This is a genomic window from Streptomyces sp. CB01580 (genome assembly GCF_001905795.1).
Lineage (GTDB): Bacteria > Actinomycetota > Actinomycetes > Streptomycetales > Streptomycetaceae > Streptomyces.
In genome coordinates this window covers 1-26,480 of record NZ_LIXJ01000002.1, presented here as the reverse complement: position 1 = coordinate 26,480, position 26,480 = coordinate 1, and the positions used below count along the sequence as shown (strand labels likewise).

Below are 26,480 nucleotides of genomic sequence, written 5' to 3'. Positions count from 1 at the left end.
CGCCGCTCGTCCGTCCGGTTATCGACGCTCGCGGCGCAGGGCCCGCAGACCTCGGAACCCGATCACCCCGACTGCCGTCCCCAGGAGAAAGGACGTGACGGCGAGCAGCAGATGCACCCAGAAGTAGGCAGTCGGGTCACCCGCGTCGTCGAAGGCGAGCCCGCTGGCGTCCTTCGACAGGTTCTTGACGAAAGTGATCCAGATGACCCAGCTCCACACCCCGAAGGCGAGCAGGAACCAGGAGACGGGGCGGCTGAGCTTCATGGACCCAGTATCACCGCCGCGCTCCGGCGAGGTCGCCCGGGGTGGGCCGTCCTGGCGGAGCATACGGCGGGTCAGGCTATCCGCGCCCGCGTTCATATCTTCACCCTGTACGTTTCCGACCGTGTCCGCACTGAAAAAGATCGCGCTGACGGTCGCATCTGCCGCCATGTTGTCCGCCTTTGTCGTCAATCCGGCATCGGCGGCCGACAAGGACTCCTCCGACAAGAAGCCGAAGCCGCCCTCGGACATGTCGCAGGTCGGCGGCGAGCTGCTGAGCCGGGCCGGTACGCAGGTCAAGCTGGGGGCCGGGGCGCCGGTCCTGCCCAAGGGCCTCACGGGCAGATCGTGGATCGTCGCCGACGCGGAGAACGGCGACGTGCTCGCCGCGCACAACGCGCACTGGCCGCTGCCGCCCGCCTCCACGCTGAAGATGCTCTTCGCGGACACCGTGCTGCCCAAGCTCCAGCCGAAGACCCGGACGTACACGGTGCGGCCCGAGGACCTCGCCGATCTCGGCGAGGGGAGCAGCCTGGTCGGGGTCAAGGAGAACCTCACCTACACGGTCCACGACCTGTGGCTCGGGGTGTTCCTGCGGTCGGGCAACGACGCCGTGCACGCGCTGTCCGCGATGTACGGGGGCGTCCCCCGGACGGTCGCCGACATGCAGGCGCACGCCGAGGAGTTGCAGGCGCTCGACACGAAGGTGGTGTCGCCCGACGGGTACGACGCTCCCGAGCAGGTCTCCAGCGCGTACGACCTGACGCTGATCGCCCGCAGCGGCCTCCAGAAGGCGGACTTCCGGGAGTACTGCTCGACGGCCGAGGCGGATTTCCCCGGCGGGAAGAAGAAGAAGAACGGGGAGCGCGAGACCTTCGCGATCCAGAACACCAATCGGCTGCTCACCGGTGCGGACGGGGTCGCCCCGTACAAGGGCGTCGCGGGTGTCAAGAACGGCTACACCACGCACGCGGGCAACACCTTCACCGGGGTCGCCGAGCGCGACGGCAGGGTGCTGCTCGTCACCGTCATGAACCCGTCGTCCGAGGAGCACCACGCCGTCTACAAGGAGGCCGCGAGCCTCCTCGACTGGGGCTTCGGGGCGAGCGGCAAGGTGACCCCGGTCGGCGAGCTGGTGCCGCCGAGGTCCGCCGGGACCGGTACGGGGGACGACACCGGCAGCGGGACGGGGAAGGGCCCCACGGCCGCGAACGGGACGGGCGACGGCCGAGGCGGCTCCTCGCACGCCGCCGGGACCGCGGCCTCCCACGGCGGCGGGAGCGGTGCCGGGATCGCGCTGGGCATCGCCGCGGGTGTCGTGGCGCTGGTGGGCGGAGCGGCGTTCCTGATCAACCGGCGCTGGCCGCTGCCGGACCTGGTGCGTCGCCGCTCCCGTCACTGACGGGCCCGGCGCCCCCTCCGTCGTCCTCGCCGGTGTCCTCGCCCTCGTCCTCACCGGCTTCCTCGCCGTTGCTCGGCGTCGCCGTCCAGGCGGCGCAGAACAGCAGCAGCCGCGCGGTGAAGTTGAGCCACAGCAGGAGCGCCACCGGCACCCCGAAGGCGGCGTACATGCTCTTCGAGGCGACGCCTCGCATGTAGCCGCCGAGCAGCAGCTTGAGGAGTTCGAAGCCGACCGCGCCGATCACACCGGCGACCAGCAGCCTGCGGCGCGGCGGCTCCACACCGGGCAGCAGCGTCAACAGGTAGAGCCCCAGCAGGAAGTCGGCGAGGACCGCCACGAGCAGGGCGGCCACCTGGAGCACCACGCCGCCCGCGCCCCGGTCCGGGATGTCCAGCAGCCGGGCGGTCCAGCCGACGGCGACGGAACCGGCCGAGGAGATCGCGAGCGTCGCCAGCGCGGCTCCGCCCAGCCCCAGCAGCAGCCCCGCGTCCTTGAGCTTGCGGACGACCGGGTTGCCCGTGTCCGCGTCGTCGATTCCCCACACGGCGCGCAGACAGTCCCGCAGGGCGCCGATCCAGCCGATGCCGGTGAACAGCAGCATCGCACCGGCGACCCCCCCGACCGTCCCGGCGTGGGCCACCAGGTCCGCGATGCCGAGCTGGTCGGAGATGCCCGGCACCTGCTCGGCGAGCACGTTCTCGATCCGGTGGAGCTGCCCCTCGGTGAGCAGCGCGGCACCGATCGCCGCGCCGACCGCGATCAGCGGGAACAGCGCCAGGAAGCTGATGAACGTGATCGTCGCCGCGAGCCTGGTCCAGTGGACCCGTTCCAGGGTCTCGTAGGAGCGCCAGGTGTGAGTCGCCATCAGCCGGGAGACGATCGGCCCGATGACGGGGAGGTTCTTCAGCCAGTCCATGACATACGACTACCCGTCCGGACGTCGAAACCTGAAACTCTCCTCCCCGGCGAACGAGTCGAAACACGTCGAAACATCTTGAATCGCCCATATAGGTGAGCGCATTGATAAATCCCCCGAATGGGTTTTCTCAGGCGATACGGTCACCGTCATGTCCGTCGACACCGTGTCCCTGACCGGCTGGGGCCGTACCGCCCCGACGACCGCCCTGCGCTTTCGCCCGCGCACCTACGAGGAGGCGGCGGCGACGGTGCGCGGCTGCGGGCCGCGCGGCTCCATCGCCCGGGGGTTCGGCCGGGCCCACGGCGACGCGGCGCAGAACGGCGGCGGCTCCGTGCTCGACATGACCGCGCTGAACCGTATCCGCACCATCGACGCCGGGGCCGGTCTGGTGGTCTGCGACGCCGGGGTCGGCCTGCACCGGTTGATGGAGGTCCTGCTGCCGCTCGGCTGGTTCCCGCCGGTCACGCCGGCCACCCGCCGGATCACCGTCGGCGGCGCGATCGGCTCCGACGTCCACGGCCCGAACCACCACGTCTCCGGCTCCTTCAGCCGCCACGTGCGGGAGCTGGAGCTGCTGACCGCCGACGGCGAGATCCGTACGGTCCGGCCCGGCACCGCCCTCTTCGACGCGACCGCGGGCGGGCTGGGGCTGACCGGGGTGATCCTCTCGGCCACGCTGCGGCTGCACCGTGTCGGCAGCGCGTGGATGTCCGTCGACACCGAACGGGCCGTCGACCTGGACGACCTGCTCGCCCGGCTCTCCTCCGGGGACCACCGCTACCGCTACTCGTCCGCCTGGATCGACCTCCAGGCCCGGGGCCGGTCGACGGGACGTTCCGTACTCACCCGAGGAGAGCACGCGCCCCCGTACACGCTCCCGCCGGGCGCCCGGCGCGCACCCCTCGCCCTCCGCCCGCCACGACTGCCCGCCGCCCCCGCCCTCGTTCCGGCGGGACCGCTCGGCCGCGCCTCCGTGGCCCTTCTCAACGAACTCCGCTACCGCCGGGCACCGTCCTACCGGATCGGCGAACTCCAGCGGCTGTCCGCGTTCTTCCACCCCATGGACGGCCCCTCGCACGGCAGCCGCCTCGACCGCCCGCACGGCCCGGCCCCTCACGGCCGCCCGAACCGCGCGGAACGTCCCGACCGCCTCGATCTCCTCGACCGCTTCGACCGCTTCGACCGTCTTCATGGCCACGCCGGATTCGTCCGGTACCAGTTCGTCGTCGGACACGGGCAGGAGGAGACGCTGCGCCGGATCGTGCGCCGGATCTCGGGGCGGCGCTGCGCCTCGCCCCTCGCGGTGCTGAAGCGGCTCGGCACCGGCGACCCGGGCTGGCTCTCGTTCCCGGTGCCCGGCTGGACGCTCGCCCTCGACCTGCCCGCCGCCCTGCCCGGTCTGGGCCGGTTCCTGGACTCGCTGGACGAGGAGGTGGCGGCGGCCGGTGGCCGGGTGTGTCTGGCGAAGGACGCGCGGCTGCGGCCGGAGATGCTCGCCGCCATGTACCCGCGGCTGGACGAGTTCCGGTCGCTGCGCGCGGAACTGGATCCGAACGGGGCCTTCCGCTCGGACCTGTCGCGGCGCCTGTCGCTCTGACCTGACCGGTCGGGGCGGGCCGCGCCCCGCCGCGCCCCGCCCCGTTCCTTCTCCGGCGCCGCTCCCGGCCCCGCCCGCCCGCGTGCCCGTCCACATCCCCATCCCCGTCCGCATCCCCGTCCGCAAGGAGTGTTCCGTGAAGGACGCCTTCGGTGCTCCGCAGTCCCTGCTCGTGCTCGGCGGCACGTCGAGGATCGCCCTCGCCACCGCGCGCCGGCTGGTCGCCGCGCGCACCCGTACCGTCCGGCTGGCCGGGCGCCCCTCCCCCGCCCTCGAATCGGCCGCGGAGGAGCTGCGCGCGCACGGCGCCGACGTCGGCACGGTCGACTTCGACGCCCTCGCCCCCGAGACCCACGAGACGGTCCTCGGGAAGGTCTTCGCCGAGGGCGACATCGACGTCGTGCTCCTCGCCTTCGGCATCGCGGGCGACCAGGAACGGGACGAGGAGGAACCGCTGGGCGCGGTCCGGGTCGCCCAGACCAACTACACGGGAGCCGTCTCCGCCGGGCTGGTGTGCGCCGGCAGACTCCAGGCGCAGGGGCACGGCTCGCTGGTGGTGCTGTCCTCGGTGGCCGGCGAGCGGGCCCGCCGCGCGGACTTCATCTACGGATCCAGCAAGGCGGGCCTGGACACGTTCGCCCAGGGCCTGGGAGAGGCACTGCGCGGCACGGGGGTGCACGTGATGGTCGTGCGCCCCGGCGTCGTACGGCCAAAGACGGCGACGCCCGCCGGGCCCGCGGCACCGCGCCCCACGGCGCCACGGCCCACGGCCTCGCGGCCGATGCCGCCGCGGTCCGCGCCGTCACAGTCCGTGACCTCACCGATCACGGCCGCACGGCTCGCCGCGTACGGGGACGCCGCGTCCCGGATCGCCGCGGCACCGCTGGAGGCACCGCCTCTCGTGACGACGCCGGACGCGGTCGCGACGGCGATCGTGACGGGGCTGCGACGACGCTCGGGAACGGTGTGGGTGCCCGGCGCGCTGCGCGTGGTGATGTCGGCGCTGCGGCACGTGCCGCGCCCGCTGTTCCGACGCCTGCCGATGTGACGCACGTACGCCCCCGGTCCGATAGCGTGCGCGTCCGCCCCGGCGGGACCGGGACGGACGCGCACGCGGGACGGGTCAGGACCGCAGGGAGGGCTCGTCCACGGAGGAGCCGCCCTGCGCGGGCACGGCGGGCGTGCCACCCCCGCCGTCGAACGGGAACTCGTTGATCTTGCGCCACACGCGGTCCGGGCCCTGCTCGTACAGCGCGAAGGAACCGCAGGTCCAGGCGGCCTCGTAGTCGGCCAGCTCCTCGTACGCCCGGTCCATCGCCTGCTCGGGGATGTCGTGCGCCACGGTCACGTGCGGGTGGTACGGGAACTGGAGCTCGCGCACCAGCGGCCCGGAGGCGTCCCTGACCCGCTTCTGGAGCCACGAGCAGGCCGAGGCGCCCTCGACGACCTGCACGAAGACGACCGGCGAGAGCGGCCGGAAGGTGCCCGTCCCGGACAGCCGCATCGGGAAGGGGCGGCCGGCCGTCGCGATCCGGGCGAGATGCGCCTCGATCGCGGGCAGGTCGGCCGCGGCGGCCTCGGTCGGCGGAAGGAGGGTGACATGGGTGGGAATGCCGTACGCGGCAGGATCCCCGAAGCTCGCGCGCCGCTCCTGGAGCAGACTGCCGTAGGGCTCCGGGACCGCGATCGAAACGCCGAGCGTTACGGTCCCCACGTCGTTCTCCTCAATCCTCGAAGGTCGGTGGTCCTCAATGGTGAACAGCCCTTTTCCGGCCATCCGCCCGGTGGATTTCCCATCGCCAGTGTGACGCCTGGGGCGACAAAACCGCCAGGGTCCTTGGACTCAGTGCTTGGCGGGCAGAAAGCCCATCCGGTCGTACGTCCGGGCCAGGGTCTCGGCCGCCACGGCACGGGCCTTCTCGGCACCCTTGGCCAGGATCGAGTCCAGCGTCTCCGGGTCGTCCAGGTATTCCTGGGTGCGGGTGCGGAACGGTGTGACGAAGTCGACCACGACCTCGGCGAGGTCGGTCTTGAGCGCACCGTAGCCCTTGCCCTCGTACTTCTGCTCCAGATCCGCGACACCGGTGCCGGTGAGCGTGGAGTAGATGGTCAGCAGGTTGCTGACGCCGGGCTTCTCGGCCCGGTCGAAGCGGATGACGGTGTCGGTGTCGGTGACGGCGCTCTTGACCTTCTTGGCGGTGGCCTTCGGCTCGTCGAGGAGGTTGATCAGACCCTTCGGGGTGGCCGCCGACTTGCTCATCTTCGACGACGGGTCCTGGAGGTCGTAGATCTTCGCCGTCTCCTTGAGGATGTACGGGTCCGGCACGGTGAACGTGTCGCCGTAGGTGCCGTTGAACCGCTCGGCGAGATCGCGGGTCAGCTCCAGGTGCTGGCGCTGGTCCTCGCCGACCGGGACCTGGTCGGCCTGGTACAGCAGGATGTCGGCGACCATCAGCATCGGGTACGTGAAGAGGCCGACGGTGGTGCGGTCGGCGCCCTGCTTGGCGGACTTGTCCTTGAACTGCGTCATGCGGGACGCCTCGCCGAAGCCCGTGAGGCAGTTCATGACCCAGCCGAGCTGGGCGTGCTCGGGCACGTGGCTCTGAACGAAGAGCGTGCAGCGCTCGGGATCGAGACCGGCGGCGAGGAGCTGGGCGACGGCGAGCCGGGTGTTCCCGCGCAGCTGCGCGGGATCCTGCGGGACGGTGATCGCGTGCAGGTCCACCACCATGTAGAAGGCGTCGTGGGAGTCCTGCAGCGCCACCCACTGGCGCACCGCGCCGAGGTAGTTGCCGAGGTGGAACGAGCCTGCGGTGGGCTGGATTCCGGAGAGCACGCGGGGACGTTCAGAGGCCATGGCCCCATTGTCTCAGGTGCCGCACGCAGCTCCGGCAGCCGGTGGCGCAGCCGTGCGGCGCGGACGGCACGGGACCGGGGCGGTCGGTACGGCGGGCGGCGCCGGGCGGTACGGCGGGCGTACGGCAGGGGCGCCGGGCGGGCGCGGTGCGCGGCACGGGCAGGGACGCCGCGGCGGCCGGGCGGGCACGGCGCGGGGGCCGGGCGGGCACGGCGCGGGGGTGTGGACTGCGATGTCGCGGGGCCGGGCAGGCATGCGGCGAGGGCACGAACAGCGATGTGACAGGAGGTTCGGGCGGGCGCGCCGCAGGGACACGGACAGCGACGTCGCGGAGACCGGGCGGGCGCGCCGTGGATCGCAGGTTTCCTCGCCCCGGTTGTGACCGACGATACAAAGTGGGCACCACCCTCCGCCCATGCCGCACGACGATCGGAGATCCCGTGTCGACCACGGACAACGCCATCGCCTCCGCCGAGGCGCACAGCGCGCACAACTACCACCCGCTGCCCGTCGTCGTCGCCTCGGCGGACGGCGCCTGGATGACCGATGTCGAGGGCCGGCGCTATCTCGACATGCTCGCCGGGTACTCGGCGCTCAACTTCGGCCACGGCAACCGGCGCCTGCTCGACGCGGCCAGGGCCCAGCTGGAGCGGGTGACCCTCACCTCGCGCGCCTTCTACCACGACCGGTTCGCCGACTTCTGTACGCAGCTCGCCGAACTGTGCGGCATGGAGATGGTCCTGCCGATGAACACCGGGGCGGAGGCCGTGGAGACCGCGGTGAAGACCGCCCGCAAGTGGGGCTACCGGGTGAAGGGCGTCCCGGACGGCATGGCCAAGATCATCGTGGCCTCGAACAACTTCCACGGCCGTACGACGACGATCATCAGCTTCTCCACGGACCCGGAGGCCCGGGAGGACTTCGGCCCGTACACACCGGGGTTCGAGATCGTTCCGTACGGGGACCTGACCGCGCTCGCGGAGGCGATGACCGAGAACACGGTGGCGGTGCTGCTGGAGCCGATCCAGGGCGAGGCCGGGGTGCTGGTGCCGCCGCCCGGCTACCTCCCCCGGGTGCGCGAACTGACCCGGGAGCGGAACGTCCTGTTCATCGCGGACGAGATCCAGTCGGGCCTGGGCCGCACCGGGAAGACCTTCGCGTGCGAGCACGAGGGGGTCGTGCCGGACATGTACGTGCTCGGCAAGGCGTTGGGCGGTGGCGTGGTCCCGGTGTCGGCGGTGGTCTCCTCGCGGGACGTGCTCGGTGTGTACCGGCCGGGTGAGCACGGCTCGACGTTCGGCGGCAATCCGCTCGCCTGCGCGGTCGCCCTGGAGGTCATCGCGATGCTCCGCACCGGCGAGTACCAGCAGCGGGCGGCCGAACTCGGCGAACACCTCCACCAGGAGCTGAACCTGCTGGTGGGCGGCGGCGCGGTGGAGGAGGTACGAGGGCGCGGCCTGTGGGCGGGCGTCGACATCGCCCCGCGCCACGGCACCGGCCGGGAGATCTCCGAGAAGCTGATGGACCGGGGCGTGCTGGTCAAGGACACCCATGGCTCGACGATCCGGATCGCCCCGCCGCTGGTGATCAGCAAGGAGGACCTGGACTGGGGCCTGGAACGGATCCGCGGCGTACTGCGCGACTGAGCCGACGACTCCCGACGCACCCCGGGAGATCCCGAGGGTGCCGGGACCGTCGAACGGCCCCGGCACCCCGCATCCGGCACCCGGCACCCGTTCAGGACCCCGGCACCCGTTCAGAACGCCGGAACCCCGGGACCCGTTCACAGGATGACGTGGGGGGCGGGAAGGTCTCACAGGATGACGTGGGGAAGGAATCGGGCGTACTCGTCCGTCACCAGCCCCTCCGACTCCCGGATGCCGAGACCGGCCGCCTCGCCCTCGACGACCCACGCCCCGAGCACGACCCGGTTGCCGTCGAAGTCCGGCAGGGGCGCCAACTCCTGGTAGCAGCACGGTTCGTCGCGCAGCACTTCGGGGCTCCCCGGCTCGTGGATCGTGACCCCGGCGCCTTCCCGGCCCAGCAGCGGTTTGGCGACGTAACCGGCCCCGGCATGCGTACCGTGCCCGGCCAGTTCGCGTGGGCCGTCGAGGTAGGAGGCGAGCAGGTTCGGGTGGCCCGGATAGAGCTCCCAGAGGATCGCCATCAGCGCCTTGTTGGAGAGGAGCATCTTCCAGGCGGGCTCGATCCAGCAGGTGGAACCGGTGCCGCCGCCGTTGTCGAGGGTGTCCAGGACGTGCGGCCCGAACTTGTCGGTCGCCAGCCACTCCCACGGGTACAGCTTGAAGCAACTGCGGATGAACCCCAGACGTTCGTCCACGAACCGGCCTGTCAGCCGGTCCCAGCCGATCTGTTCCACGGAGAGCGCCTCCGTGTCGAGGCCGGCCTGTTCGGCGGTCTCCCGGAGATAGGCGACCGTCATCAGGTCCTCGCCGATCTCGTCGCCCTCGGAGTGCGCGAAGTGCACCGGTCCGGACGGCAGCAGCGGGGCCTGCCGACGCCATGCCTCGACGAGGCGTTCGTGCAGCGAGTTCCACTGGTCGGCGTCCGGGAAGCGGTCCTCCATCCAGAACCACTGGGCGCTCGCGGCCTCCACCAGCGAGGTGGGGGTGTCCGCGTTGTACTCCAGCATCTTCGCCGGCCCGGTCCCGTCGTAGCGCAGATCGAACCTGCCGTAGATGGACGGAAGTTCATCGCGACGCCGCCAGGACTCCCTGATCAGAGCCGCCAACCTGCGGTCGGTGATGCCGAGTTCGGCGAACCTGTCCCGCTCCACGATGTGCGCGGCGGCGGCCAGGCACATCGTGTGCAGCTCCTCGACGACCTCCTCCAGCGCCTCGACCTCGGGCAGCGAGAAGACGTAGTAGGCACTCTCGTCCCAATACGGCCGCAGCGACCCGTCGGGGTAACGGGTCAGCGGGTAGACGATGCCCTGGCTCTCGACCGTCTCCTGCCAGCCGGGACGCGGCTGCGTGGTGCGACGTTCCATACCGGTTCAGCCGCCTCCGGTGCCAGAACAGCCGAAGCCGCCCCGTTCGACGGCCGCCTTGTCGAAACTGCCGCCTTCCACCCTGCCGTCCCTGCTCTTGCCGCCGTAGTAGTACGAACCGCCGCCGCTCCCACTGCTGCTGCCGCTTCCACTGCCGCTCTTGCACTTGTAGCTGGGCAGTTCCTTGTGGCTCAGCGGGTCGACACACCGCTTGTCCGGCTCCGAACCGCAGGAGGTGATCACCGCGGCGAGCATCCCCATCCCGCCGAGCACCACGGTGCTCGACCTCAACTTGCGTATGGTCATGTTTCCGTCTCCCCCGTCGCATGAATCCAGCCAGTACGGCCGTTTGTCAGATTAGAACGCGGCGGATCGCGCCGGGAAGTGGGGGCACGAGGCCCGCACCGGACACCACTCACGCGCCGGGCGGCACTGCGGGGATGACGAGAGGACGAGAGGCTCTTTCCAGGGCGAGAAGGCCCCGTCGGGCCGCCTCGGGCGTACACCGCGAGCAAGTGCGCGGGTAACTTCAATTACCGTTCGCCTCAAAGCCATTGGCCGAGGAAGACACGCAGCGGGAGAGGGGATGGGAGGGCGGACCGCTTGAGCCGACGCACTATCAGACAGCGACTACGCGCCGACAAGCTCCGCCGGAGAGGAACCGTCGCCGAGTAGTCTCCAAGCCACAGCGTTTCACGAAGCCGGAGATGTGCGCAGCGGCGGTACGCGACCACTCCGGCACACCGAAAAGGACACTTTGACTCGGGGATCAGGGATGGTCCCCGCGCACGCGGGGGTGGTCCCGGGTCCCAGCCTCGCTCGATGACCAGGACGTGATGGTCCCCGCGCACGCGGGGGTGGTCCCCGGTCACCGGGGAGGTCTTCGCGACGCAGGTCATGGTCCCCGCGCACGCGGGGGTGGTCCCCCGGCCTTCGACCATCGGGGCTGTCGCGGGTGATGGTCCCCGCGCACGCGGGGGTGGTCCCGACACCTACTTTCCCCGCACGCTCGTCAAGGAATGGTCCCCGCGCACGCGGGGGTGGTCCGTCACCGCGAGCACCGCCCTGCCCTGTGTATTCATGGTCCCCGCGCACGCGGGGGTGGTCCCCGTCAGCGTGCTTATAGAAACGCTTTTCGTCCATGGTCCCCGCGCACGCGGGGGTGGTCCCGGGCGCGCGGCGACGGGCGCCGCCTGCTTCCCATGGTCCCCGCGCACGCGGGGGTGGTCCCCATCGCTGCGATCACGGCCATGGTGACGGCGGATGGTCCCCGCGCACGCGGGGGTGGTGGTCACGAGGCGGTTGGGCTTCTTCACTGCTGTGGATGGTCCCCGCGCACGCGGGGGTGGTCCCGGAGGGGAGTGATCACCCATGGGGTGGAAGTTATGGTCCCCGCGCACGCGGGGGTGGTCCCTGCTGCTCGGCCACGGCCGCCGCCTCAGCGCGATGGTCCCCGCGCACGCGGGGGTGGTCCCCGAGATCAACGCGTTCGCACGGGCCGTGCAGAATGGTCCCCGCGCACGCGGGGGTGGTCCCATCGGCATGGACCGATGGGGAGAAGAGACGAAATGGTCCCCGCGCACGCGGGGGTGGTCCCCCAGATGCCGCCACGCTGCACAGGCCAAGCCTATGGTCCCCGCGCACGCGGGGGTGGTCCCGCCGCGGTGGTGCGTTCGTGGACGTCTGCTTCATGGTCCCCGCGCACGCGGGGGTGGTCCCACCTTCTGCGCGCGCTGTTCCACCGGCGGCCCATGGTCCCCGCGCACGCGGGGGTGGTCCCGGTCCTCGGTCGCGGCCGAGACCCGGACGGGGATGGTCCCCGCGCACGCGGGGGTGGTCCCTGTTGCAGAGCAAGACCTGCCTGCCAACGCAGATGGTCCTCGCGCACGCGGGGGTGGTCCCCACGGTCGTCGCGGCCGCCGTCATCGGGGTGGATGGTCCCCGCGCACGCGGGGGTGGTCCCGCGATGGGACGCAGCGTGGCGAAGCCGACAGTATGGTCCCCGCGCACGCGGGGGTGGTCCCACGCGGAGCTGTACGCCGCCCCCGTCGACCTGGTGGTCCCCGCGCACGCGGGCGAGGCGCAAGTGCACCACCTATCAGCACCACCCCACCGCGGAGGAACTGATATGTGCGACAGCACCAACCATCGTTTCGAGCCGGGTCAGTGTGCAGGCTCGTGCCCCGTCTGCGGGGCAGGAGTAGGAGCACCGACCGGCCCACCACGATGCGCCAACGCGCCGGAAGCGGCACCGAAACGTGCCCGGGAAGCGGACAGCCCGCACTGTAGCTCCACAGAGCCGAGTCCCGGCCTGATGCACGGCTGCTGAACAGCCAGAACTCGCTTCCGCCCATGAGGATGCCCCTTCACCTACTCAAGTAGGACAGTGTCGCGCTGTAGCCGCTTCCCACGTACGCGTCGACGGTTGAATCCCATCGCCCCATGGCGTGTTCTTGCACGGTGAAGCCCCACCATGCGACGCACGATGGGGCAACCTCAAGCGGTACGCCAGCCGGACGGTCAGAACGCGCCGAACTCTTCAGCCCTGACACCCGCAACGAAGGACGCAAACGCACTGGCAGAGGCGCTCAGCACCGGACCGCCCGGGACCTTGGAGTCACGGACGGGGACGACGCCGCGTGAGACGGCGAGGTTGCCGGCGACTTCGATGCACTGGCCACCGTTGCCGCTGTATGAAGACTTGAACCAGCGGGGGGATTCGGTTGTCACGGAGTGCCCTTTCGCAACTGGTTGATAAGGATCACGGACTCTGCCTGGGCCAGCGCTTCAGCCTGTAGCAGAGCCAAGTCCACTGCGACCTAAGAAGCCCCACCATGCAATGCACGATGGGGCAACCTCAACCGGTACGCGACCCGGACGGTCAGAACGCGCCGAACTCTCCAGCCCTGACACCCGCAACGAAGGACGCAAACGCACTGGCAGAGGCGCTCAGCACCGGACCGCTCGGGTCCTTCGAGTCGCGCACGGGGACGACGCCACGCGAGGCGGCGAGATTGACGGCGATCTCGACGCAGGCGCCGCCGTTCGAGCTGTACGAAGACTTGAACCAGCGGGGGGATTCGGTCGTCACTGGAGGCCCTTTCGCAACTGATTGATCAACGCTACGGATTCCGCCTGGGACAACGCCTCGGCTTGTAGTTGATGGTATGCCGTCAGTAGCGGTACCACCGAAGCGGTTTCACGTTCCAGGCGGCCTTGCTGGGCGGACTCGGCGTAGGACATGACCGTGCGGTCCGACAGCGTCAGCAGGTACAGCGGCAGATTGAACGAGCGACGTGCCCCTATCCCGAAGGGCGACACCTGAAGCATCCAGTTAGGAAGGGATGCAACCTCGACCAGCCGTTGAAGCTGGGCCGTCATGACCTCGGGCCCGCCGACGGCGTGGTGGAGACAGCTCTCGTCCATCACCACCAGCACCATGGGCGGTCGGGGTCCCGCCAGCGCCGCCTGCCGCCCCGCCAGGAACGCGACGCGCTCATCGGCCTGTTCGTGCGTGATGGACCCCCGCCACACATCACCGTCGACCAAGGCCCGTGCGTACTCCGGCGTCTGGAGCAATCCAGGAATGAGCCCGATCTCAAACAGCCTGATCTCCACCGCCCGGCTCTCATAGCCGACGTACTCCGGGAAGCCCTCCAGCAGTACGCCGTGCCGCATCTCGCGCCACTCGCGCTCGAACGATGCAGCGGAACCGGTAGTACCGAACACGAGATCAGCCTTGCGGGAGAAGGGAAGGGTTGGCGGTTTCCGAGCAGTTTCAACTGCCGAAATATGCTGGCTGGAATATGCCGCTCTTCCGGCCAGATCCTCCTGGCTCCAGCCGCGCTCCTCGCGCAGCCTGCGCACACGCGCTCCATAGGCCGCCTCCGGGCTTGATTCGGGGTTTAACTCCTTGCGGTTGACCACGTTGGGATCCCTCTCTTCCTTCGATTCCAGCTAGTTGAAGGGACGCTGACTGTAGGTCACGCTGAGCCGCCTTGGTAGTGGAATCACTACGGAGAGGAGTGGTTCATGTCCGCGAAGAACGGCGCCTCGAACCAACAGGAACCCCCGCACACCCCGACTCCAGCCCCGAACCCGATCCCGACCCCAGCCCCCGGCACGGTCATGGTGGACCTATCACAGGACCGGGTCGGTGAGTTCCGCGGTGAGTGGTGCGGGAAGTGGTCCTTGCGCCCCGTCGGCGGTGGGGTCGAGTGGACCGTCGATCCGGAGGACGTGCGGCCGGCCGACCCGATACAGCGGCTGCGCGCCGAGCTCACCCGCGCCAACCGACGCAGCCGTGGTGAGCTGCTGTGACAAGACCGTTCCCCCTCCGCAGCACACGCGGGTGACGGCCGCACGAGCGTCCGGCTCGGCGCAACCCTCGCCACGACGCCTCGGCTCGCCCTCCGGTGGCACCACGGCCAGGCCGCACGGATCGCGAACGGACTGGACCCGGAACCGGGCACCCCACGGATTCCCCCATACGTGTGACGGCCCGCACCCACACCCGTGCCCACGTCTGCCCCCGCGACCGCGACCGCGCCTGCGCCCGCACCCGCGCTTCGTGCGCTGATGGCCGCGTACCCCCCTCACGTCACCGGCACAGCCCGTGCCCCCCTTCCTCCCTCCCCATCGCCCTCGCCCCGCCTGCCGGAAAGGGAAGCGCCCTCATGCCCCTCCTGACGCCGTACGTCGCCTCGCGCACCACCGAACAGCCCGTACGCGAAGCCGAGTTGACCATCGAGTTCGCCCGGAGCGGGCCCCGGCTCGCCTACCGCCACCCACGACCGGAAGACCGCGACCACCACGGCAACCTGTGGGTACGCATGGACCACTCCACCACCGGACGCGTGCAGTACAACCGCATGCACGTCCACCGCCAACGCACCTGCATGGAAAACATGCTCTGCCAGATCTGCGGCACCCCCGCCGACCGGAACAAACAAGGATGGCTGTTCCTCGACTGGCACCGCCCCGACTCACCCCCGACCTGGCCCGAACGCTCCATCACCTCCATGCCACCCCTGTGCACCGAACACGCCCACATCTCCCTCCACCAATGCCCCTTCCTGCGCCGGACCGAGCACGCCGTACTGCGCGTACGCAAACCCCGCCTCCACGGGGTCTCCGGCACCCTCTACCAACTCACCGACACCGGATGGCACACCTCCGACAACGACGTCCTCGCCCCCTACGCCGAACCCCGCCTCCCCGGCATGCTCGCCTCCCGCCTCCACCGCGAACTGCACGACGTCACCGTCGTCGCACTCCCGTAGCCGCCCAGGCAGACCCCGTACCGCCCCGCCCCCCAGCACCACCACGGAGGAGAACCGACATGCTGCAATGCACCGCCCTCACCAACATTCCCGAAATACAAGCTCTCGTCGCCCTCACCACCATGCCCGACGGACCCGACAACCCACCCGACACCGGCATGGACGGCCACGCACTGTGCGAACTCGGCGAACACGACGCACAACACACCCAGCACGCCGCACGCCTCTGGGCAGTCCACCCACCAGCCACACACGACCTGTGGCTCCTCTGGACCGGCACCGGCCGACGCCACACGCACCACCTCGTCGAACTACCCCAGTGCCCCGCCACCCTGCACCACCTCACCACCGGCCCCCGAAGCCCGTGCACGCTGTACGACCACCACCCCACCCCACACTCCTGGCACATCACCGACCCCCTCCGCGACCTCCTGGTGAGCCAGGTCCTCGGAGAGATCCCCCACACACACGAGGACACATTCGGCATGGACGGTACGGTCCGTCATGACGAGGGCAGCACTGAGCAGTCGTGAACTCGAACACCGCCACACTTGCTTCGCAGGGGCGGGGTGCGTTCGCGCGTGAGGGGCCGCACAGACCCCGGCCGCGAGCAGCAGGAAGCACGATAGAGATTCAACCGGTGAGCAATTCCAGCAAGATTTCCGCCGCCGAGCGGCCCGGGCATCGTCGACGACGGCTGATCGTCGTTGCGTTGGCGTTCGCCGCCTGCGCCGTCGGCGCCGCCGCGTTGATCGGCGTGTTTGCTTGGGTCGTCGACGACGTGGAGTCGGACCTGCTGGACCGGGAGATGAACTGCTGCTGGGAGGCGGGAGCCACCCCGGCCTGGATGAGCGGGCAGATGGGTGTCCGTATTCCGGAAGCGGCATCGGACCGGCGTGCGGGCTACAAAGTGGGCGAGCGCCATGACACGGGACTGCTGTCCTTCGTCCTGCCCAGCAAGGAGGCGGAGGCGTACACGGGCCGACTTCTCCCGGAGGGCACCAGGATGACCGGAAACTTCCGTCCGAAGCAGAAGGATTACCGGCCCGCCGCGGCCTTCTCCCATCTCGGGCTGGCAGAACCCGAGACGCTCGTGCGGGGACTGCGGCGGGCCAGCCTGTGCCCCGACGGCCTCAACTCTCCCGAAGGCGTGCACCTTCGGCGTTGCGTCGACCTGTTCGCGCACGAGTTCAGGCCTGGTACCACTCGGATCTACGTCCGGTCGACCATCGAGCCGGCCGTGACGCCGCCGCCCGCGAGCCCCGGTCCGTAGGGGCGCCGCACCTGCCCCGTTCCTCATACCGGCATTTCCGGAACAGGCGTGCTCCTGGTCATGTTCTTACGGCCCCGCGCCCCCGGTCACGCCTCACGCGAGAACGCGGACCAGCGCGTCCAGCGCGCCCGCCCAGGCACTTTCGGTCGGTGTCCCGTAGCCGATGACCAGGGCGTCACGGCCCGGCGCGGCCTCGGGGTGCCGGAAGCGTGAGAACGCCTCCAGCGCGAGCCCCTGCCACGCCGCCGCGCGCAGCGCCGACGCCTCGCCGCCCTCCGGAAGTTCGAGCACGGCGTGCAGACCGGCGGCGATGCCGCTGACCCGGACGTCGGGGGCCCGTTCCGCCAGGACGGCGACGAGCTGGTCACGGCGGTGGCGATAGTGCAGACGCATCGCGCGTACGTGGCGGTCGTACGCGCCCGACTCGATGAACTCCGCGAGCGTCAGCTGCTCCAGCGCGCTCGACGACCAGTCGCTGTTTCCCTTCGCCTCGACCACCTCCCCCATCAGACGTTCCGGCAGCACCATCCACCCCAGCCGCAGCCCGGGTGCCAGGGACTTGCTCGTCGTGCCCAGGTACACGACATGTTCCGGATCCAGCCCTTGCAGGGCACCGACCGGCTGCCTGTCGTAACGGAACTCGCCGTCGTAGTCGTCCTCTAGGATCAGCCCGCCCGTGCGACGCGCCCAGTCGACCGCGGCGGCCCGCCGGTCGGGGTGGAGCGGTGCGCCCGTCGGGAACTGGTGGGCCGGTGTCAGCAGCACGGCCCCCACCCCGCGCATTCCGGCGAGATCGCCGGTCCTGGCCCCTGATCCGTCGACCGACAGGCTGGGCAGGCGCAGTCCGGCGTCCGCGAGCAGTCGCCAGTGCACATCCAGTCCGTACGACTCGACGGCCACCTCGCGCACCCGGCGCCTGCGCAGCACCGTACCCATCAGTTTCAGGGCGTGTACGAAGCCGGCGCAGATCACGATCCGTTCCGGGTCCGCGTACACGCCGCGGGCGCGGGCCAGATAGCCGGCGAGCGCGGTGCGCAGTTCCACGCGCCCGCGCGGATCCCCGTAGCCGAAGGCCTCGTTGGGGGCGGCGGTCAGGGCGCGCCGGGACGCCTTGAGCCACTCGGCGCGCGGGAAGGAGGAGACGTCCGGCGAACCGGGCATCAGGTTGCGGGCGGGCCGGGAGCCCACCGGACGGGGCGGCACCGCCCGCGTGGCCGTCCGGCGGGGCTCGGCCCGCCGCGCCACCCGGGTGCCCGATCCCTGCCGGGCGGTGAGCCATCCTTCCGCGACCAGCTCCGCGTACGCGTCGGCGACGGTGTTCCGGGCGATACCGAGGTCGGCGGCGAGGATGCGGGAGGACGGCAACCGGGTGCCGGGGGTCAGCCGCCCCGTGCGCACGGCCTCGCGCAGGGCGTCCATGAGCCCCGCCCGCAGTCCGGTCGAACCCTTCGTCTCCAGGTGGAGGTCGGCTCCGAAAGTGGCCCAGGAATCATTCATGGAAATGGACCATATCGCTGCGCCACCTTCCCGTAGCGTCGTCCCCATGACAACGAACGAGAACGCCCCCACCACCTCCGAGCTCAACCCCGAGCACACCCCCCGTACGGCCTGGGCCGAGCTGGCGCCCGATGTCTACAAGGCCATGGTCCGGCTCGACAGGGCGTCCCGCGGGGGTCTCGACCCCGTCGTGGGCGAACTGGTGAAGATCCGCGCCTCCCAGATCAACCACTGCGCCTTCTGCCTCGACATGCACTCCAAGGACGCCCTGGCCGCGGGCGAGTCCGTCCAGCGGATCGTCCAGCTCAGCGCGTGGGAGGAGGCGCGGCACTTCTACACGCCCAAGGAGATCGCGGCCATCGAGCTGACCGAGGCGATGACCGTGCTGACCGACGGGTTCGTGCCGGACGAGGTGTGGGAGAACGCCGCCAAGCACTTCGACGAGACCGAGCTCGCCCATCTCGTCGCCGCGATCACGACCATCAACGCCTGGAACCGGTTCGCCGTGACCACCCGCATGGTCCCGGGTCACTACCAGCCGGGCGACAACAAGCACTGACGGGTACCGGCCGGTGCCGCACCGGGTCCGTGCGCTCCCGTCGCACGGGTCACGTCTGTACGCGGCCTCCGCCGTACGGACCTCTGCGGGCGCATCTCACCTCTCGCGGGGCCTCTCGCGGGACGCGGGGGCGCAGGTCTCGCGGGACCCGGAGGTGCTGGTGTCACGGGACCCGGAGGTGCTGGTGTCACGGGACCCGGAGGTGCTGGTGTCACGGGACCCGGAGGTACTGGTGTCACGGGACATGGGAGCGCAGGCCATGGGTCATGAACCGCAGGTCTCACGGCTCACTCCGCTGGCCGCGCGCCTTTCGTGCCCCGCGCACCTCCGCATACCTCTGCGCGGATTGCGCGCCTCTTACGCCCTGCGCGTCCCCCGTGCCCCGCGTGCCCGCTCACCTAGCATGCCGCCGCAAAGGCCCGGCGCATCCCCATACGCCTCCGGGCCCGCCCGCAGGCTCCGATCGCGCCGCACGCCCCCGCTCACACTCCGCGCACCCGCCCCGCACATGGCCCTCTTCTCCCGGGAGTCCACGATGACCGCGTCAGTCCTTCGAGCCCTCCACCTCGACCGCGCACCCGATGACCCGTTGATCCTCCCGGGTCCCTGGGACGCGGCGAGCGCCCGTGTCCTCGTCGAGGCGGGTTTCCCCGCGCTCGCCACGCCCAGCGCCGGTATCGCCGCCTCGCTCGGCCACAAGGACGGGGAGACACCCGCCGACGAGATGTTCGCGGCCGTGACCAGGATCGTGCGCGCCGTCCCGTCGGCCGTTCCCGTCTCGGCGGACATCGAGGCGGGGTACGGACTGCCGGCCGCAGAGCTGGTGGAACGCCTTCTGGAGACCGGTGCCGTCGGCTGCAACCTGGAGGACTCGGTCGACGGCGTCCTCGTCGACGTCCAGCGGCAGGCGGACCGGCTTGCGGAGGTGCGCGCGGCGGCCGGTGACCGGCTCTTCGTCAACGCCCGCGTGGACACGTACGTCCGCGGCGTCCCCGACGGCACGGATCAGGAGGCGGAGACGGTCCGCCGCGCCAAGGCGTACGTGGCGGCGGGCGCGGACTGCGTCTACCCGATCATGGCGCCGCCCGAGGCCCTGCCCCGGCTGGCCGCCGCCGTCCCGGGGCCGCTCAACGCGGTCGCCCTGCCCGACGGGCCTCCGCCGCGCCGCCTGGGCGAGCTGGGCGCCACCCGGATCACGTTCGGCCCCGGACTGCAGCACCTGGCCATGGCCTCCCTGCGCGAGACCGCCGACGAACTGCTCAAGGGCTGACCACCCACTGACCATCCGCTGTCCGACCGGTCGCACGGCCGGTCGCATGGCCGGTCGGACAGCGGGCGGGTACGCCACCGCCCCCGGCGGCGCTGCATCCGCAGTCGTCGCCGGGGGCGGTGGTGTACGCGCGTGAAGACGTACGTCCCAAAAGGAACGGGTCAGATGAGGCCGAGCTCGCGAACCGCGTCGCGCTCCTCGGTGAGCTCCTGCACCGACGCGTCGATGCGGGTGCGGGAGAACTCGTTGATGTCCAGGCCCTGGACGATCTCGTACTTGCCGTCCTTCGTGGTGACGGGGAAGGACGAGATAAGGCCCTCGGGCACGCCGTAGGAGCCGTCCGACGGAATACCCATGGAGGTCCAGTCACCGGCGGCGGTGCCGTTGACCCAGGTGTGGACGTGGTCGATGGCGGCGTTGGCGGCGGAGGCGGCCGAGGACGCGCCACGGGCCTCGATGATCGCGGCGCCGCGCTTGGCGACGGTCGGGATGAAGGTGTCGGCCAGCCACGCCTCGTCGTTGACGAGCTCGGCGGCGTTCTTGCCGGCGATCTCCGCGTGGAAGATGTCCGGGTACTGGGTCGCCGAGTGGTTGCCCCAGATCGTCAGCTTCTTGATCTCGGAGACGGCGACACCGGTCTTGGCGGCCAGCTGCGAGATCGCGCGGTTGTGGTCGAGGCGGGTCATCGCGGTGAAGCGCTCGGCCGGTACGTCCGGGGCGGCGGCCTGCGCGATGAGCGCGTTGGTGTTGGCCGGGTTGCCGACGACGAGGACCTTGATGTCGTCCGCGGCGTGATCGTTGATCGCCTTGCCCTGCGGCTTGAAGATGCCGCCGTTGGCGGAGAGCAGGTCGCCGCGCTCCATGCCCTTCGTACGCGGGCGGGCGCCCACCAGCAGGGCGACGTTGGCGCCGTCGAACGCCTTGTTGGCGTCGTCGGTGATCTCGATGCCGCGCAGCAGCGGGAAGGCGCAGTCGTCGAGCTCCATCGCGGTGCCCTCGGCGGCCTTCAGGCCCTGCGGGATCTCCAGGAGGCGCAGGTTGACCGGCACGTCCGGGCCGAGCAGGTGGCCGGAAGCGATGCGGAAGAGCAGTGCGTAGCCGATCTGGCCGGCTGCGCCGGTCACGGTGACATTCACGGGAGTGCGGGTCATGGCGATCTCCGTTAGACAGCTGGCGGTGGGGGTTCCTGGCCCCTGGAGCTGGACATCCCTGAATCTTGACGTGAAGAGATATCCAGCGGCCAGGCTATCCGACCCGGAACCTCCTGGCCGTCCGGCCCCCTGCGGCACCACGCGCGAGCCGTCCCGCTCTGCTCAACCGGTCGTGTCCACTTCCCTCTTCGTTCCCTTCCCCTTCGCCGCCTTTTCGGGGCTGTTTCCCGGCCACCCGTGCGCACGACGCACCCGTATCGCTCGTACGCGTGCGGGTCCGTGTCGCTCGTACGCGCTCGGTCCGTGTACGGGCACTCGCACGTGCGCTCGTACGCGTATGAGCACACGTCGTACGGCCTCGTCCGTCGTTCTACGGGGAGCCGTACGGAACGGGGCCGACACCGTTGCGCGGCAATCACACCGTGGCGGAATGGTCACTTCCGTGCCACAGGCCCCAGGGTTCCCTTGAACCGCCCTCCGCCGTCCACGAGGCTGAAGTCAGGACGGGGGCAAGGCCACGCAAGTCGCCACAATACGGAACGCGAGTTCCGGTGGCCCCCCGATCCCGGTGTCCGTCCCTCCTCGGGGGAAGGGACGGGCGCCACGACAACGGCGCCGCCCACAGGGGCGGCGCCGTTGTCGTGCGGGCGGGAATCAGCGGATCGTGAAGTGGACCGCGTCCTCCAGGAACGGGATGTCCAGCCACGGCTTGGGCTGGGCCACCAGCGCGAGCATCACGATGAGGAAGCCGAGGAGTCCGTACGTCACCAGGTCGGTGAAGCGGGAACGGACCGCCAGCATGCCGACCGACGGGACCACGAGCCGCAGCACCGCTCCGCCTATGAGGGAGGCACCGATCAGGATCGTGCCGACGCGGAACGCCTCGGTGAACGGGTCGAGGGCCACGATCAGCAGCCCGAGGCCGGCCACGCAGAGCACCGCGAGCAGCGGCCACTGCCGGGCCGGTGCGGGCGCGTCCCCGGGCGCGGCCCGGCCGCCGCCCTCGGGGCGCGCGGTGTCCCGGGTGAACAGGGGGGGCCGCCGCGACGAACCGGAACCGGCGTCACCGCCCTCGCCGGAAGCAGCCTCGTTCGAAGCTGCCGCTCCGGACGCGTCCTCACCCGGAGCGGCGTCGTTCGACGTGGCCTCGCCGGGCGCACCCCCGCCCGGAACGACCTCGCTCGCCGTGGCCTCGCCGGCCGCGTCCGCGTTCGACGCGTTCGACGCGGCCCGGCCCTGCGCGCCCTCGCCCGCCGTGGCGGCGTCCGCAGTGGCGACGTCCACCTCGACGGCCGGGCGGGCCGGGCTCCTACCAGCACCCATGGGGTTCCTTCCGGATTCGGGTCCGCCGGGTCAGGCGGCGGCGGACGCGGCGCGCTCGGCCGCCTCGACCACGTTGACGAGCAGCTGGGCGCGGGTCATCGGACCGACACCGCCGGGGTTCGGGGAGATCCAGGCGGCGACCTCGGCCACGCCCGGGTGGACGTCCCCGATGATCTTGCCGTTCTCGTCCCGGCTGACGCCGACGTCCAGCACGGCCGCGCCCGGCTTCACGTCCTCGGGCTTGATGATGTGGGGCACCCCGGCGGCGGCGACGATGATGTCGGCGTGCTTGAGGTGCTTGGAGAGGTCACGCGTACCGGTGTGGCACTGGGTGACGGTGGCGTTCTCGGACCTGCGGGTCAGCAGCAGCGGCATGGGACGGCCGATCGTGACGCCCCGGCCCACGACCACGACGTGCGCCCCGTTGATCTCCACGCCGTGGTGGCGGAGCAGCTGGACGACGCCCTGCGGGGTGCACGGCAGCGGGCCCGTCTCGTTCAGCACGAGCCGGCCCAGGTTCGTCGGGTGGAGACCGTCGGCGTCCTTGGCGGGGTCCATCAGCTCCAGGACACGGTTGGTGTCGATTCCCTTGGGCAGGGGCAGCTGCACGATGTACCCCGTGCACTCGGGGTCGGCGTTGAGCTCCCGGACGACGTCCTCGATCTCCTCCTGGGTGGCGGTGTCGGGAAGTTCGCGCTGGATGGAGCCGATGCCGACCTCGGCGCAGTCGCGGTGCTTGCCGTTCACGTACCAGCGGCTGCCCGGGTCGTCCCCGACGAGCAGTGTTCCGAGGCCAGGGTTGACGCCCCGTGCCTTGAGGGCCGCCACGCGGACGGTGAGATCGGACTTGATCGCGGCTGCGGTGGCCTTGCCATCGAGAATCTGGGCGCTCATGTCCCCATACTCGCGGATGACCCCGCCCGTATACCAATTCCGGATGACCGGGAACAGCCGTCATGTCTCGCTTGAGCAACATCCAGCCATCTCGACTGGACAAACTTACATTCTGTTTATAACGATGATGAGCGCTGTGTCGCAGTAGTACCGGGGGGCGGACCACAGACCTTCTCTTTCCTCCGTGCGGCCGCATCGTCCCCATGTGCACGTTGGAGGAACTCCCCAGATGAGCTTCGGCGACCCGAACAACCCGTACGGGCAGCAGCCCGGTCAGCCGCCGCAGGACCAGCCGGGATACGGCTACCCGCAGCAGGGCGGCGCGCCCCAGCAGGGTCAGCCCGGTTACGGCTACCCGCAGCAGCCCGGTCAGCCGCCGCAGGGTCAGCCCGGTTACGGCTACCCGCAGCAGCCCCCGGCCCCGGGCACGCTCCAGGCCAACAACGGCTACATCAACGTGCCGAACCTGGGCACGGTCCAGATCGGCACCATGGGTCTGCGTCTCGGCGCGCGTCTGATCGACGGTCTGGCCATCGGCGTGCTGTACGGCATCATCAGCGCGATCGGCGTGGCCGGTGCCCTGGGCCTCGCGAAGAGCACCGAGGACTGTGGCAGCTCCCTGGATCCCGGATACCAGTCCTGCGTCAACGACGTGGGCACCGGCTTCATCGCCACCATGTTCAGCATGCTGGCCATACTCGTCCTGGTCACGCTGCTCTACGAGTGGCTGATGATCTCTCTGGTCGGCGCGACCCTGGGCAAGATGGCGCTCGGCCTGAAGGTCGTCAAGGAGAGCACCGGTCAGAACCCGGGCCTCGGTGCCGGTTTCATCCGCTACATCATCCCGATCGTCGGCGCGTTCCTCTGCTACATCGGCGCCGTCCTCGTCTACCTGTCGCCGTTCTTCGACAACTCCGGCAAGCTGCAGGGCTGGCACGACCGTGCCGCCGGCACGCTGGTGGTCAAGAAGAGCTGACGCCGGGAACCGACGTTCTGTGGGCATGCCCAGCATGCCCGCTCATCCGCAGGGCCGGAACTCCACGAGCGTTCCGGCCCTGCGGATGAGACGACTCGGCGAAGGAGGGGCTTTCCGATCGCTTCAGAATGGCTTCCGGAGTCGTTGCAGTTGATCGAACAAGCGCGTTCAAAGCAGCCCCCGCTGCTGGGGGACGGCCGCGGTCTGTAGTGGACCCGTAGGCGCTTGAACTGGTGCAGCCGGGCGAACGTCCCCTCGACCACGCAGCGAGGGCACCCGCATCCGGAACCGCAAGCGCCACATGCCGGGCCGTGAGCGGCTTGACGCCTCGCCGCCCGGAGCAGGTAGCAGTACTGATCGTGGTCGTAGCCCCGGTCGGCGAAGAGCCGCTCGGGGCGTTGCGCGGGCATCCGTACAAGCCACGTCTACAAGGGATCGCGTCCAGAAGAGAAGTCGCCTGCGTGGCGTCGTACCGATTCCCGTGAACCAGGGAAGCCGCAGAAATGCACCGGGTTCATCAAGAGGGGCGTCGCTTCGACCGGGGCGGACCGGCAGTGCACCAGGATCTTGAGAAAGATCCACAACTGTCAGATCGGGGTCTCCACCGCCTGCGCCACCGGGTCGTGCCGGGGCCCTGGTGGACCGGGAACTGTATCTGCCGAAATCCTGAAGGCCAACCCGGTAGCGGTGCCGGGCAGCGAAGATCCCCGACGCTCGAGGGTTCGCGATCTCCGAACCTCAACAGGTCAAGCCTCCTCCGGGATCCGGCGCATTGATCAACTCCTCGAAGAACGCTGCCGAGTCGGCGGGAAGACTCCTGTCCACGAAGTGGTGACTGACCAGCTTGTTCCCGTTTCACTCAGCGAGGGCGAGGTTGTGCAGGCGGGCAATGTCGAGCATGGCGTGGTACACGCCATCGCCCTTGAGGTGGCAGTCACGGACGATCACCCCGGTGTCCATTCGGAATCGCTTGCGCTGCTGGAGGGCGAGCGTCGGCCCGAGATGATTGATGATGCGGTCGGCGGCCGACCTGGAGACCCCGAACAGCGGCGCCAACCGCCCCAGGGGTAGGTTCGTCTGCCAGCACGCGGCGACCAGAAGCACGCAGTCCTCCAGCGACAGGCTCCACGGCCGGCCCCTGTGCCCCGGATCCGCACCCTCGCGCCGCAGTGCGCTGGCCAGCCTGCTGAACTGACAGGTACTCAGCCCAGCGAACGGGGCTACCCAGGAGGGCTCCGACGTTGTGGTCACGGCTGTCACATCAGACTCCTTCCATCGCCGCTGAGCCCAGACCTACGGAGATCTCTGCCTGCCGGAATTTCGCTGGGCGGTCTCATCGCCGGCCGGTACCCTGCAAGGCAGGATCAGGGGGTGAGCCGGTGCGACCAGCACTGTTGGTGGATGTCGACGGGCCGCTGGATCCGTATGCCGCGAAGCCGCACCGACGGCGCAAGGGCTATGAGACGCACCGGCTGCTGACACCTCGCTGGAAGGCCGCCGAAAGGCGCCGACTGACCGAGCGGGGGCTGCCGAACAAGGCGGTGAAGCCGCTGCGGGTGTGGCTCAACCCGAATCACGGCCCGGCATTGGACGCGCTTCCCTTCGACCTGGTGTGGGCGACGACGTGGGAGAAAGAAGCCAACGCTTTCGTCACACCGGTCCTGTGATTGCCCGAGCTGCCCTTCATCCCTTGGTCCTCGCCGCGGCCTGCACCCCAGGCGGTTTGTTCTGGAAGACGCCAGAGATGGCCACGTGGGCAAATGGTCGGACCTTCGCCTGGATTGACGATGAAATCACGGAGACGGATCGCACCTGGGTGAAGGACCATCACGACGGTCCCGCTCTACTGCACCGGGTCGATCCCCGATGCGGACTTGCCAGTGACGAATTCACCGCGCTGACAGCATGGGCGACCACCCTGAAATGACGTCACACGCTCTGCAACCGCTGTGACATCGCGTTTCGCGCGATCATTACGGGACGGCCCTTCAGAGAAGGGGCGCCATCAAGCCGTCGCCCGCAGCCACCACTACCGAAAACTCAACTCATACCCCGAACCGCTGCTGGAGCACTGAGCGGAACTGCACCCATGACTGATTTAAAATCGCCACAGAAATTTACACTTTCTTTCATCGACGCCACACAAAAAGAACCCTCTACGATTCAGAAGCAATAGACCGCCCCCACCCCTAGTGTCTCGTGATCCGGT

24 protein-coding genes, 3 pseudogenes and 1 CRISPR repeat array are annotated in these 26,480 nt (G+C 70.0%); of the genes and pseudogenes, 13 read left to right on the top strand and 14 right to left on the bottom strand.

Going from position 1 to position 26,480, the window contains the following annotated elements; all coding sequences use genetic code 11:
* Window positions 1–18 precede the first annotated feature (18 nt).
* On the bottom strand, window positions 19–264 hold the full coding sequence (locus AMK22_RS37225) for an SCO4848 family membrane protein (protein WP_079185888.1): 246 nt from the start codon (window positions 262–264) through the stop codon (window positions 19–21).
* Between the two features lie 121 nt (window positions 265–385).
* On the opposite strand from AMK22_RS37225, the gene AMK22_RS02640 reads away from it, so the two are divergent.
* Window positions 386–1,663 carry a D-alanyl-D-alanine carboxypeptidase family protein gene (locus AMK22_RS02640; RefSeq protein WP_242433810.1) on the top strand — a complete coding sequence of 426 codons (1,278 nt, stop codon included), beginning with the start codon at window positions 386–388 and terminating at the stop codon, window positions 1,661–1,663.
* On the opposite strand, the gene AMK22_RS02635 is transcribed toward AMK22_RS02640, so the two are convergent.
* On the bottom strand, window positions 1,611–2,579 hold the full coding sequence (locus AMK22_RS02635) for a YihY/virulence factor BrkB family protein (protein ID WP_073781580.1): 969 nt from the start codon (window positions 2,577–2,579) through the stop codon (window positions 1,611–1,613). The two genes, AMK22_RS02640 and AMK22_RS02635, sit on opposite strands and share 53 nt — an antisense overlap.
* A gap of 151 nt (window positions 2,580–2,730) precedes the next feature.
* Between AMK22_RS02635 and AMK22_RS02630 the strand changes: the two genes are divergently transcribed.
* Both AMK22_RS02630 and AMK22_RS02625 read left to right on the top strand, forming a co-directional pair.
* The gene (locus AMK22_RS02630; protein WP_073781579.1) at window positions 2,731–4,179 is read left to right on the top strand and encodes an FAD-binding oxidoreductase; all 1,449 of its coding nucleotides are present in this window, start codon (window positions 2,731–2,733) and stop codon (window positions 4,177–4,179) included.
* Between the two features lie 136 nt (window positions 4,180–4,315).
* Complete coding sequence (locus AMK22_RS02625; RefSeq protein ID WP_073781578.1) at window positions 4,316–5,227, top strand: SDR family NAD(P)-dependent oxidoreductase; 912 nt, start codon at window positions 4,316–4,318, stop codon at window positions 5,225–5,227.
* Window positions 5,228–5,302: 75 nt separating this feature from the next.
* Here the strand turns inward: AMK22_RS02625 and AMK22_RS02620 are convergent, their stop codons facing one another.
* Entirely contained in the window at window positions 5,303–5,893 is a 591-nt protein-coding gene (locus AMK22_RS02620) for a 2'-5' RNA ligase family protein (protein WP_073781577.1), read from the bottom strand.
* A 129-nt stretch (window positions 5,894–6,022) separates the two neighbouring features.
* Entirely contained in the window at window positions 6,023–7,036 is a 1,014-nt protein-coding gene (gene trpS, locus AMK22_RS02615; RefSeq protein WP_073781576.1) for a tryptophan--tRNA ligase, read from the bottom strand.
* 440 nt (window positions 7,037–7,476) lie between these two features.
* Between trpS and rocD the strand changes: the two genes are divergently transcribed.
* Complete coding sequence (gene rocD, locus AMK22_RS02610; protein ID WP_073781575.1) at window positions 7,477–8,682, top strand: ornithine--oxo-acid transaminase; 1,206 nt, start codon at window positions 7,477–7,479, stop codon at window positions 8,680–8,682.
* Between the two features lie 167 nt (window positions 8,683–8,849).
* Here rocD and AMK22_RS02605 read toward each other — a convergent pair whose 3' ends face one another.
* From AMK22_RS02605 to AMK22_RS02585, 5 genes are all read right to left on the bottom strand, one after another.
* Complete coding sequence (locus tag AMK22_RS02605) at window positions 8,850–10,046, bottom strand: glutathionylspermidine synthase family protein (RefSeq protein WP_073781574.1); 1,197 nt, start codon at window positions 10,044–10,046, stop codon at window positions 8,850–8,852.
* 6 nt (window positions 10,047–10,052) lie between these two features.
* Complete coding sequence (locus AMK22_RS02600; protein WP_073781573.1) at window positions 10,053–10,352, bottom strand: hypothetical protein; 300 nt, start codon at window positions 10,350–10,352, stop codon at window positions 10,053–10,055.
* Window positions 10,353–10,821: 469 nt separating this feature from the next.
* Window positions 10,822–12,070: direct repeats of the CRISPR family, unit length 29 nt; unit sequence ATGGTCCCCGCGCACGCGGGGGTGGTCCC.
* 496 nt (window positions 12,071–12,566) lie between these two features.
* Window positions 12,567–12,776, bottom strand: coding sequence for a DUF397 domain-containing protein (locus tag AMK22_RS02595; RefSeq protein ID WP_073781572.1), 210 nt, complete (start codon window positions 12,774–12,776; stop codon window positions 12,567–12,569).
* 151 nt (window positions 12,777–12,927) lie between these two features.
* Entirely contained in the window at window positions 12,928–13,137 is a 210-nt protein-coding gene (locus AMK22_RS02590) for a DUF397 domain-containing protein (RefSeq protein ID WP_073781571.1), read from the bottom strand.
* Window positions 13,134–13,973: a helix-turn-helix domain-containing protein gene (locus AMK22_RS02585; RefSeq protein WP_073781570.1), complete on the bottom strand. Its 840-nt coding sequence runs from the start codon at window positions 13,971–13,973 to the stop codon at window positions 13,134–13,136. The genes AMK22_RS02590 and AMK22_RS02585 overlap by 4 nt, the downstream gene beginning before the upstream one ends.
* Window positions 13,974–14,078: 105 nt before the next feature.
* On the opposite strand from AMK22_RS02585, the gene AMK22_RS02580 reads away from it, so the two are divergent.
* From AMK22_RS02580 to AMK22_RS02565, 4 genes are all read left to right on the top strand, one after another.
* A complete protein-coding gene (locus AMK22_RS02580) occupies window positions 14,079–14,366 on the top strand; it encodes a hypothetical protein (protein ID WP_073781569.1) in 288 nt (95 codons plus the stop codon).
* Window positions 14,367–14,722: 356 nt separating this feature from the next.
* The gene (locus AMK22_RS02575) at window positions 14,723–15,328 is read left to right on the top strand and encodes a hypothetical protein (RefSeq protein ID WP_073781568.1); all 606 of its coding nucleotides are present in this window, start codon (window positions 14,723–14,725) and stop codon (window positions 15,326–15,328) included.
* Window positions 15,329–15,387: 59 nt separating this feature from the next.
* The gene (locus tag AMK22_RS02570) at window positions 15,388–15,861 is read left to right on the top strand and encodes a hypothetical protein (RefSeq protein WP_073781567.1); all 474 of its coding nucleotides are present in this window, start codon (window positions 15,388–15,390) and stop codon (window positions 15,859–15,861) included.
* A 107-nt stretch (window positions 15,862–15,968) separates the two neighbouring features.
* Window positions 15,969–16,601, top strand: coding sequence for a hypothetical protein (locus tag AMK22_RS02565; RefSeq protein WP_073781566.1), 633 nt, complete (start codon window positions 15,969–15,971; stop codon window positions 16,599–16,601).
* Between the two features lie 93 nt (window positions 16,602–16,694).
* Here AMK22_RS02565 and pdxR read toward each other — a convergent pair whose 3' ends face one another.
* The gene (gene pdxR / locus AMK22_RS02560) at window positions 16,695–18,098 is read right to left on the bottom strand and encodes a MocR-like pyridoxine biosynthesis transcription factor PdxR (protein WP_073781565.1); all 1,404 of its coding nucleotides are present in this window, start codon (window positions 18,096–18,098) and stop codon (window positions 16,695–16,697) included.
* Between the two features lie 46 nt (window positions 18,099–18,144).
* Here pdxR and AMK22_RS02555 point away from each other — a divergent pair, with 46 nt between their 5' ends.
* Both AMK22_RS02555 and AMK22_RS02550 read left to right on the top strand, forming a co-directional pair.
* Entirely contained in the window at window positions 18,145–18,657 is a 513-nt protein-coding gene (locus AMK22_RS02555) for a carboxymuconolactone decarboxylase family protein (RefSeq protein ID WP_073781564.1), read from the top strand.
* Window positions 18,658–19,192: 535 nt separating this feature from the next.
* Window positions 19,193–19,927, top strand: coding sequence for an isocitrate lyase/PEP mutase family protein (locus AMK22_RS02550; RefSeq protein ID WP_073781563.1), 735 nt, complete (start codon window positions 19,193–19,195; stop codon window positions 19,925–19,927).
* Between the two features lie 161 nt (window positions 19,928–20,088).
* Here the strand turns inward: AMK22_RS02550 and AMK22_RS02545 are convergent, their stop codons facing one another.
* From AMK22_RS02545 to AMK22_RS02535, 3 genes are all read right to left on the bottom strand, one after another.
* Window positions 20,089–21,078 carry a malate dehydrogenase gene (locus tag AMK22_RS02545; RefSeq protein WP_073781562.1) on the bottom strand — a complete coding sequence of 330 codons (990 nt, stop codon included), beginning with the start codon at window positions 21,076–21,078 and terminating at the stop codon, window positions 20,089–20,091.
* A gap of 654 nt (window positions 21,079–21,732) precedes the next feature.
* Window positions 21,733–22,401, bottom strand: a complete 669-nt coding sequence (locus tag AMK22_RS02540) for a DUF3017 domain-containing protein (protein ID WP_073781561.1) — start codon at window positions 22,399–22,401, stop codon at window positions 21,733–21,735.
* A gap of 30 nt (window positions 22,402–22,431) precedes the next feature.
* The gene (locus AMK22_RS02535) at window positions 22,432–23,295 is read right to left on the bottom strand and encodes a bifunctional methylenetetrahydrofolate dehydrogenase/methenyltetrahydrofolate cyclohydrolase (protein WP_073781560.1); all 864 of its coding nucleotides are present in this window, start codon (window positions 23,293–23,295) and stop codon (window positions 22,432–22,434) included.
* 229 nt (window positions 23,296–23,524) lie between these two features.
* On the opposite strand from AMK22_RS02535, the gene AMK22_RS02530 reads away from it, so the two are divergent.
* Together AMK22_RS02530 and AMK22_RS42220 are read left to right on the top strand one after the other, a co-directional pair.
* Complete coding sequence (locus AMK22_RS02530; RefSeq protein WP_073781559.1) at window positions 23,525–24,271, top strand: RDD family protein; 747 nt, start codon at window positions 23,525–23,527, stop codon at window positions 24,269–24,271.
* A gap of 507 nt (window positions 24,272–24,778) precedes the next feature.
* A pseudogene (locus tag AMK22_RS42220) lies at window positions 24,779–24,938 on the top strand (transposase); the annotation flags it as partial.
* 272 nt (window positions 24,939–25,210) lie between these two features.
* Here AMK22_RS42220 and AMK22_RS02520 read toward each other — a convergent pair.
* Window positions 25,211–25,531: pseudogene (locus AMK22_RS02520) on the bottom strand (helix-turn-helix domain-containing protein); the annotation flags it as partial.
* Between the two features lie 119 nt (window positions 25,532–25,650).
* Between AMK22_RS02520 and AMK22_RS02515 the strand changes: the two are divergent.
* Window positions 25,651–26,198: pseudogene (locus AMK22_RS02515) on the top strand (hypothetical protein).
* Window positions 26,199–26,480: the final 282 nt, after the last annotated feature.

Coding starts and splice junctions, on each gene's coding strand:
- AMK22_RS02630 (WP_073781579.1), top strand. CDS start 2,731: ATGTCCGTCGACACCGTGTCCCTGACCGGCTGGGGCCGTACCGCCCCG.
- AMK22_RS02545 (WP_073781562.1), bottom strand. CDS start 21,078: ATGACCCGCACTCCCGTGAATGTCACCGTGACCGGCGCAGCCGGCCAG.
- pdxR (WP_073781565.1), bottom strand. CDS start 18,098: ATGAATGATTCCTGGGCCACTTTCGGAGCCGACCTCCACCTGGAGACG.
- AMK22_RS02605 (WP_073781574.1), bottom strand. CDS start 10,046: ATGGAACGTCGCACCACGCAGCCGCGTCCCGGCTGGCAGGAGACGGTC.
- AMK22_RS02530 (WP_073781559.1), top strand. CDS start 23,525: ATGAGCTTCGGCGACCCGAACAACCCGTACGGGCAGCAGCCCGGTCAG.
- trpS (WP_073781576.1), bottom strand. CDS start 7,036: ATGGCCTCTGAACGTCCCCGCGTGCTCTCCGGAATCCAGCCCACCGCA.
- AMK22_RS02635 (WP_073781580.1), bottom strand. CDS start 2,579: ATGGACTGGCTGAAGAACCTCCCCGTCATCGGGCCGATCGTCTCCCGG.
- AMK22_RS02600 (WP_073781573.1), bottom strand. CDS start 10,352: ATGACCATACGCAAGTTGAGGTCGAGCACCGTGGTGCTCGGCGGGATG.
- AMK22_RS02580 (WP_073781569.1), top strand. CDS start 14,079: ATGTCCGCGAAGAACGGCGCCTCGAACCAACAGGAACCCCCGCACACC.
- AMK22_RS02555 (WP_073781564.1), top strand. CDS start 18,145: ATGACAACGAACGAGAACGCCCCCACCACCTCCGAGCTCAACCCCGAG.
- AMK22_RS37225 (WP_079185888.1), bottom strand. CDS start 264: ATGAAGCTCAGCCGCCCCGTCTCCTGGTTCCTGCTCGCCTTCGGGGTG.
- AMK22_RS02550 (WP_073781563.1), top strand. CDS start 19,193: ATGACCGCGTCAGTCCTTCGAGCCCTCCACCTCGACCGCGCACCCGAT.
- AMK22_RS02535 (WP_073781560.1), bottom strand. CDS start 23,295: ATGAGCGCCCAGATTCTCGATGGCAAGGCCACCGCAGCCGCGATCAAG.
- AMK22_RS02540 (WP_073781561.1), bottom strand. CDS start 22,401: ATGGGTGCTGGTAGGAGCCCGGCCCGCCCGGCCGTCGAGGTGGACGTC.
- AMK22_RS02570 (WP_073781567.1), top strand. CDS start 15,388: ATGCTGCAATGCACCGCCCTCACCAACATTCCCGAAATACAAGCTCTC.
- AMK22_RS02575 (WP_073781568.1), top strand. CDS start 14,723: ATGCCCCTCCTGACGCCGTACGTCGCCTCGCGCACCACCGAACAGCCC.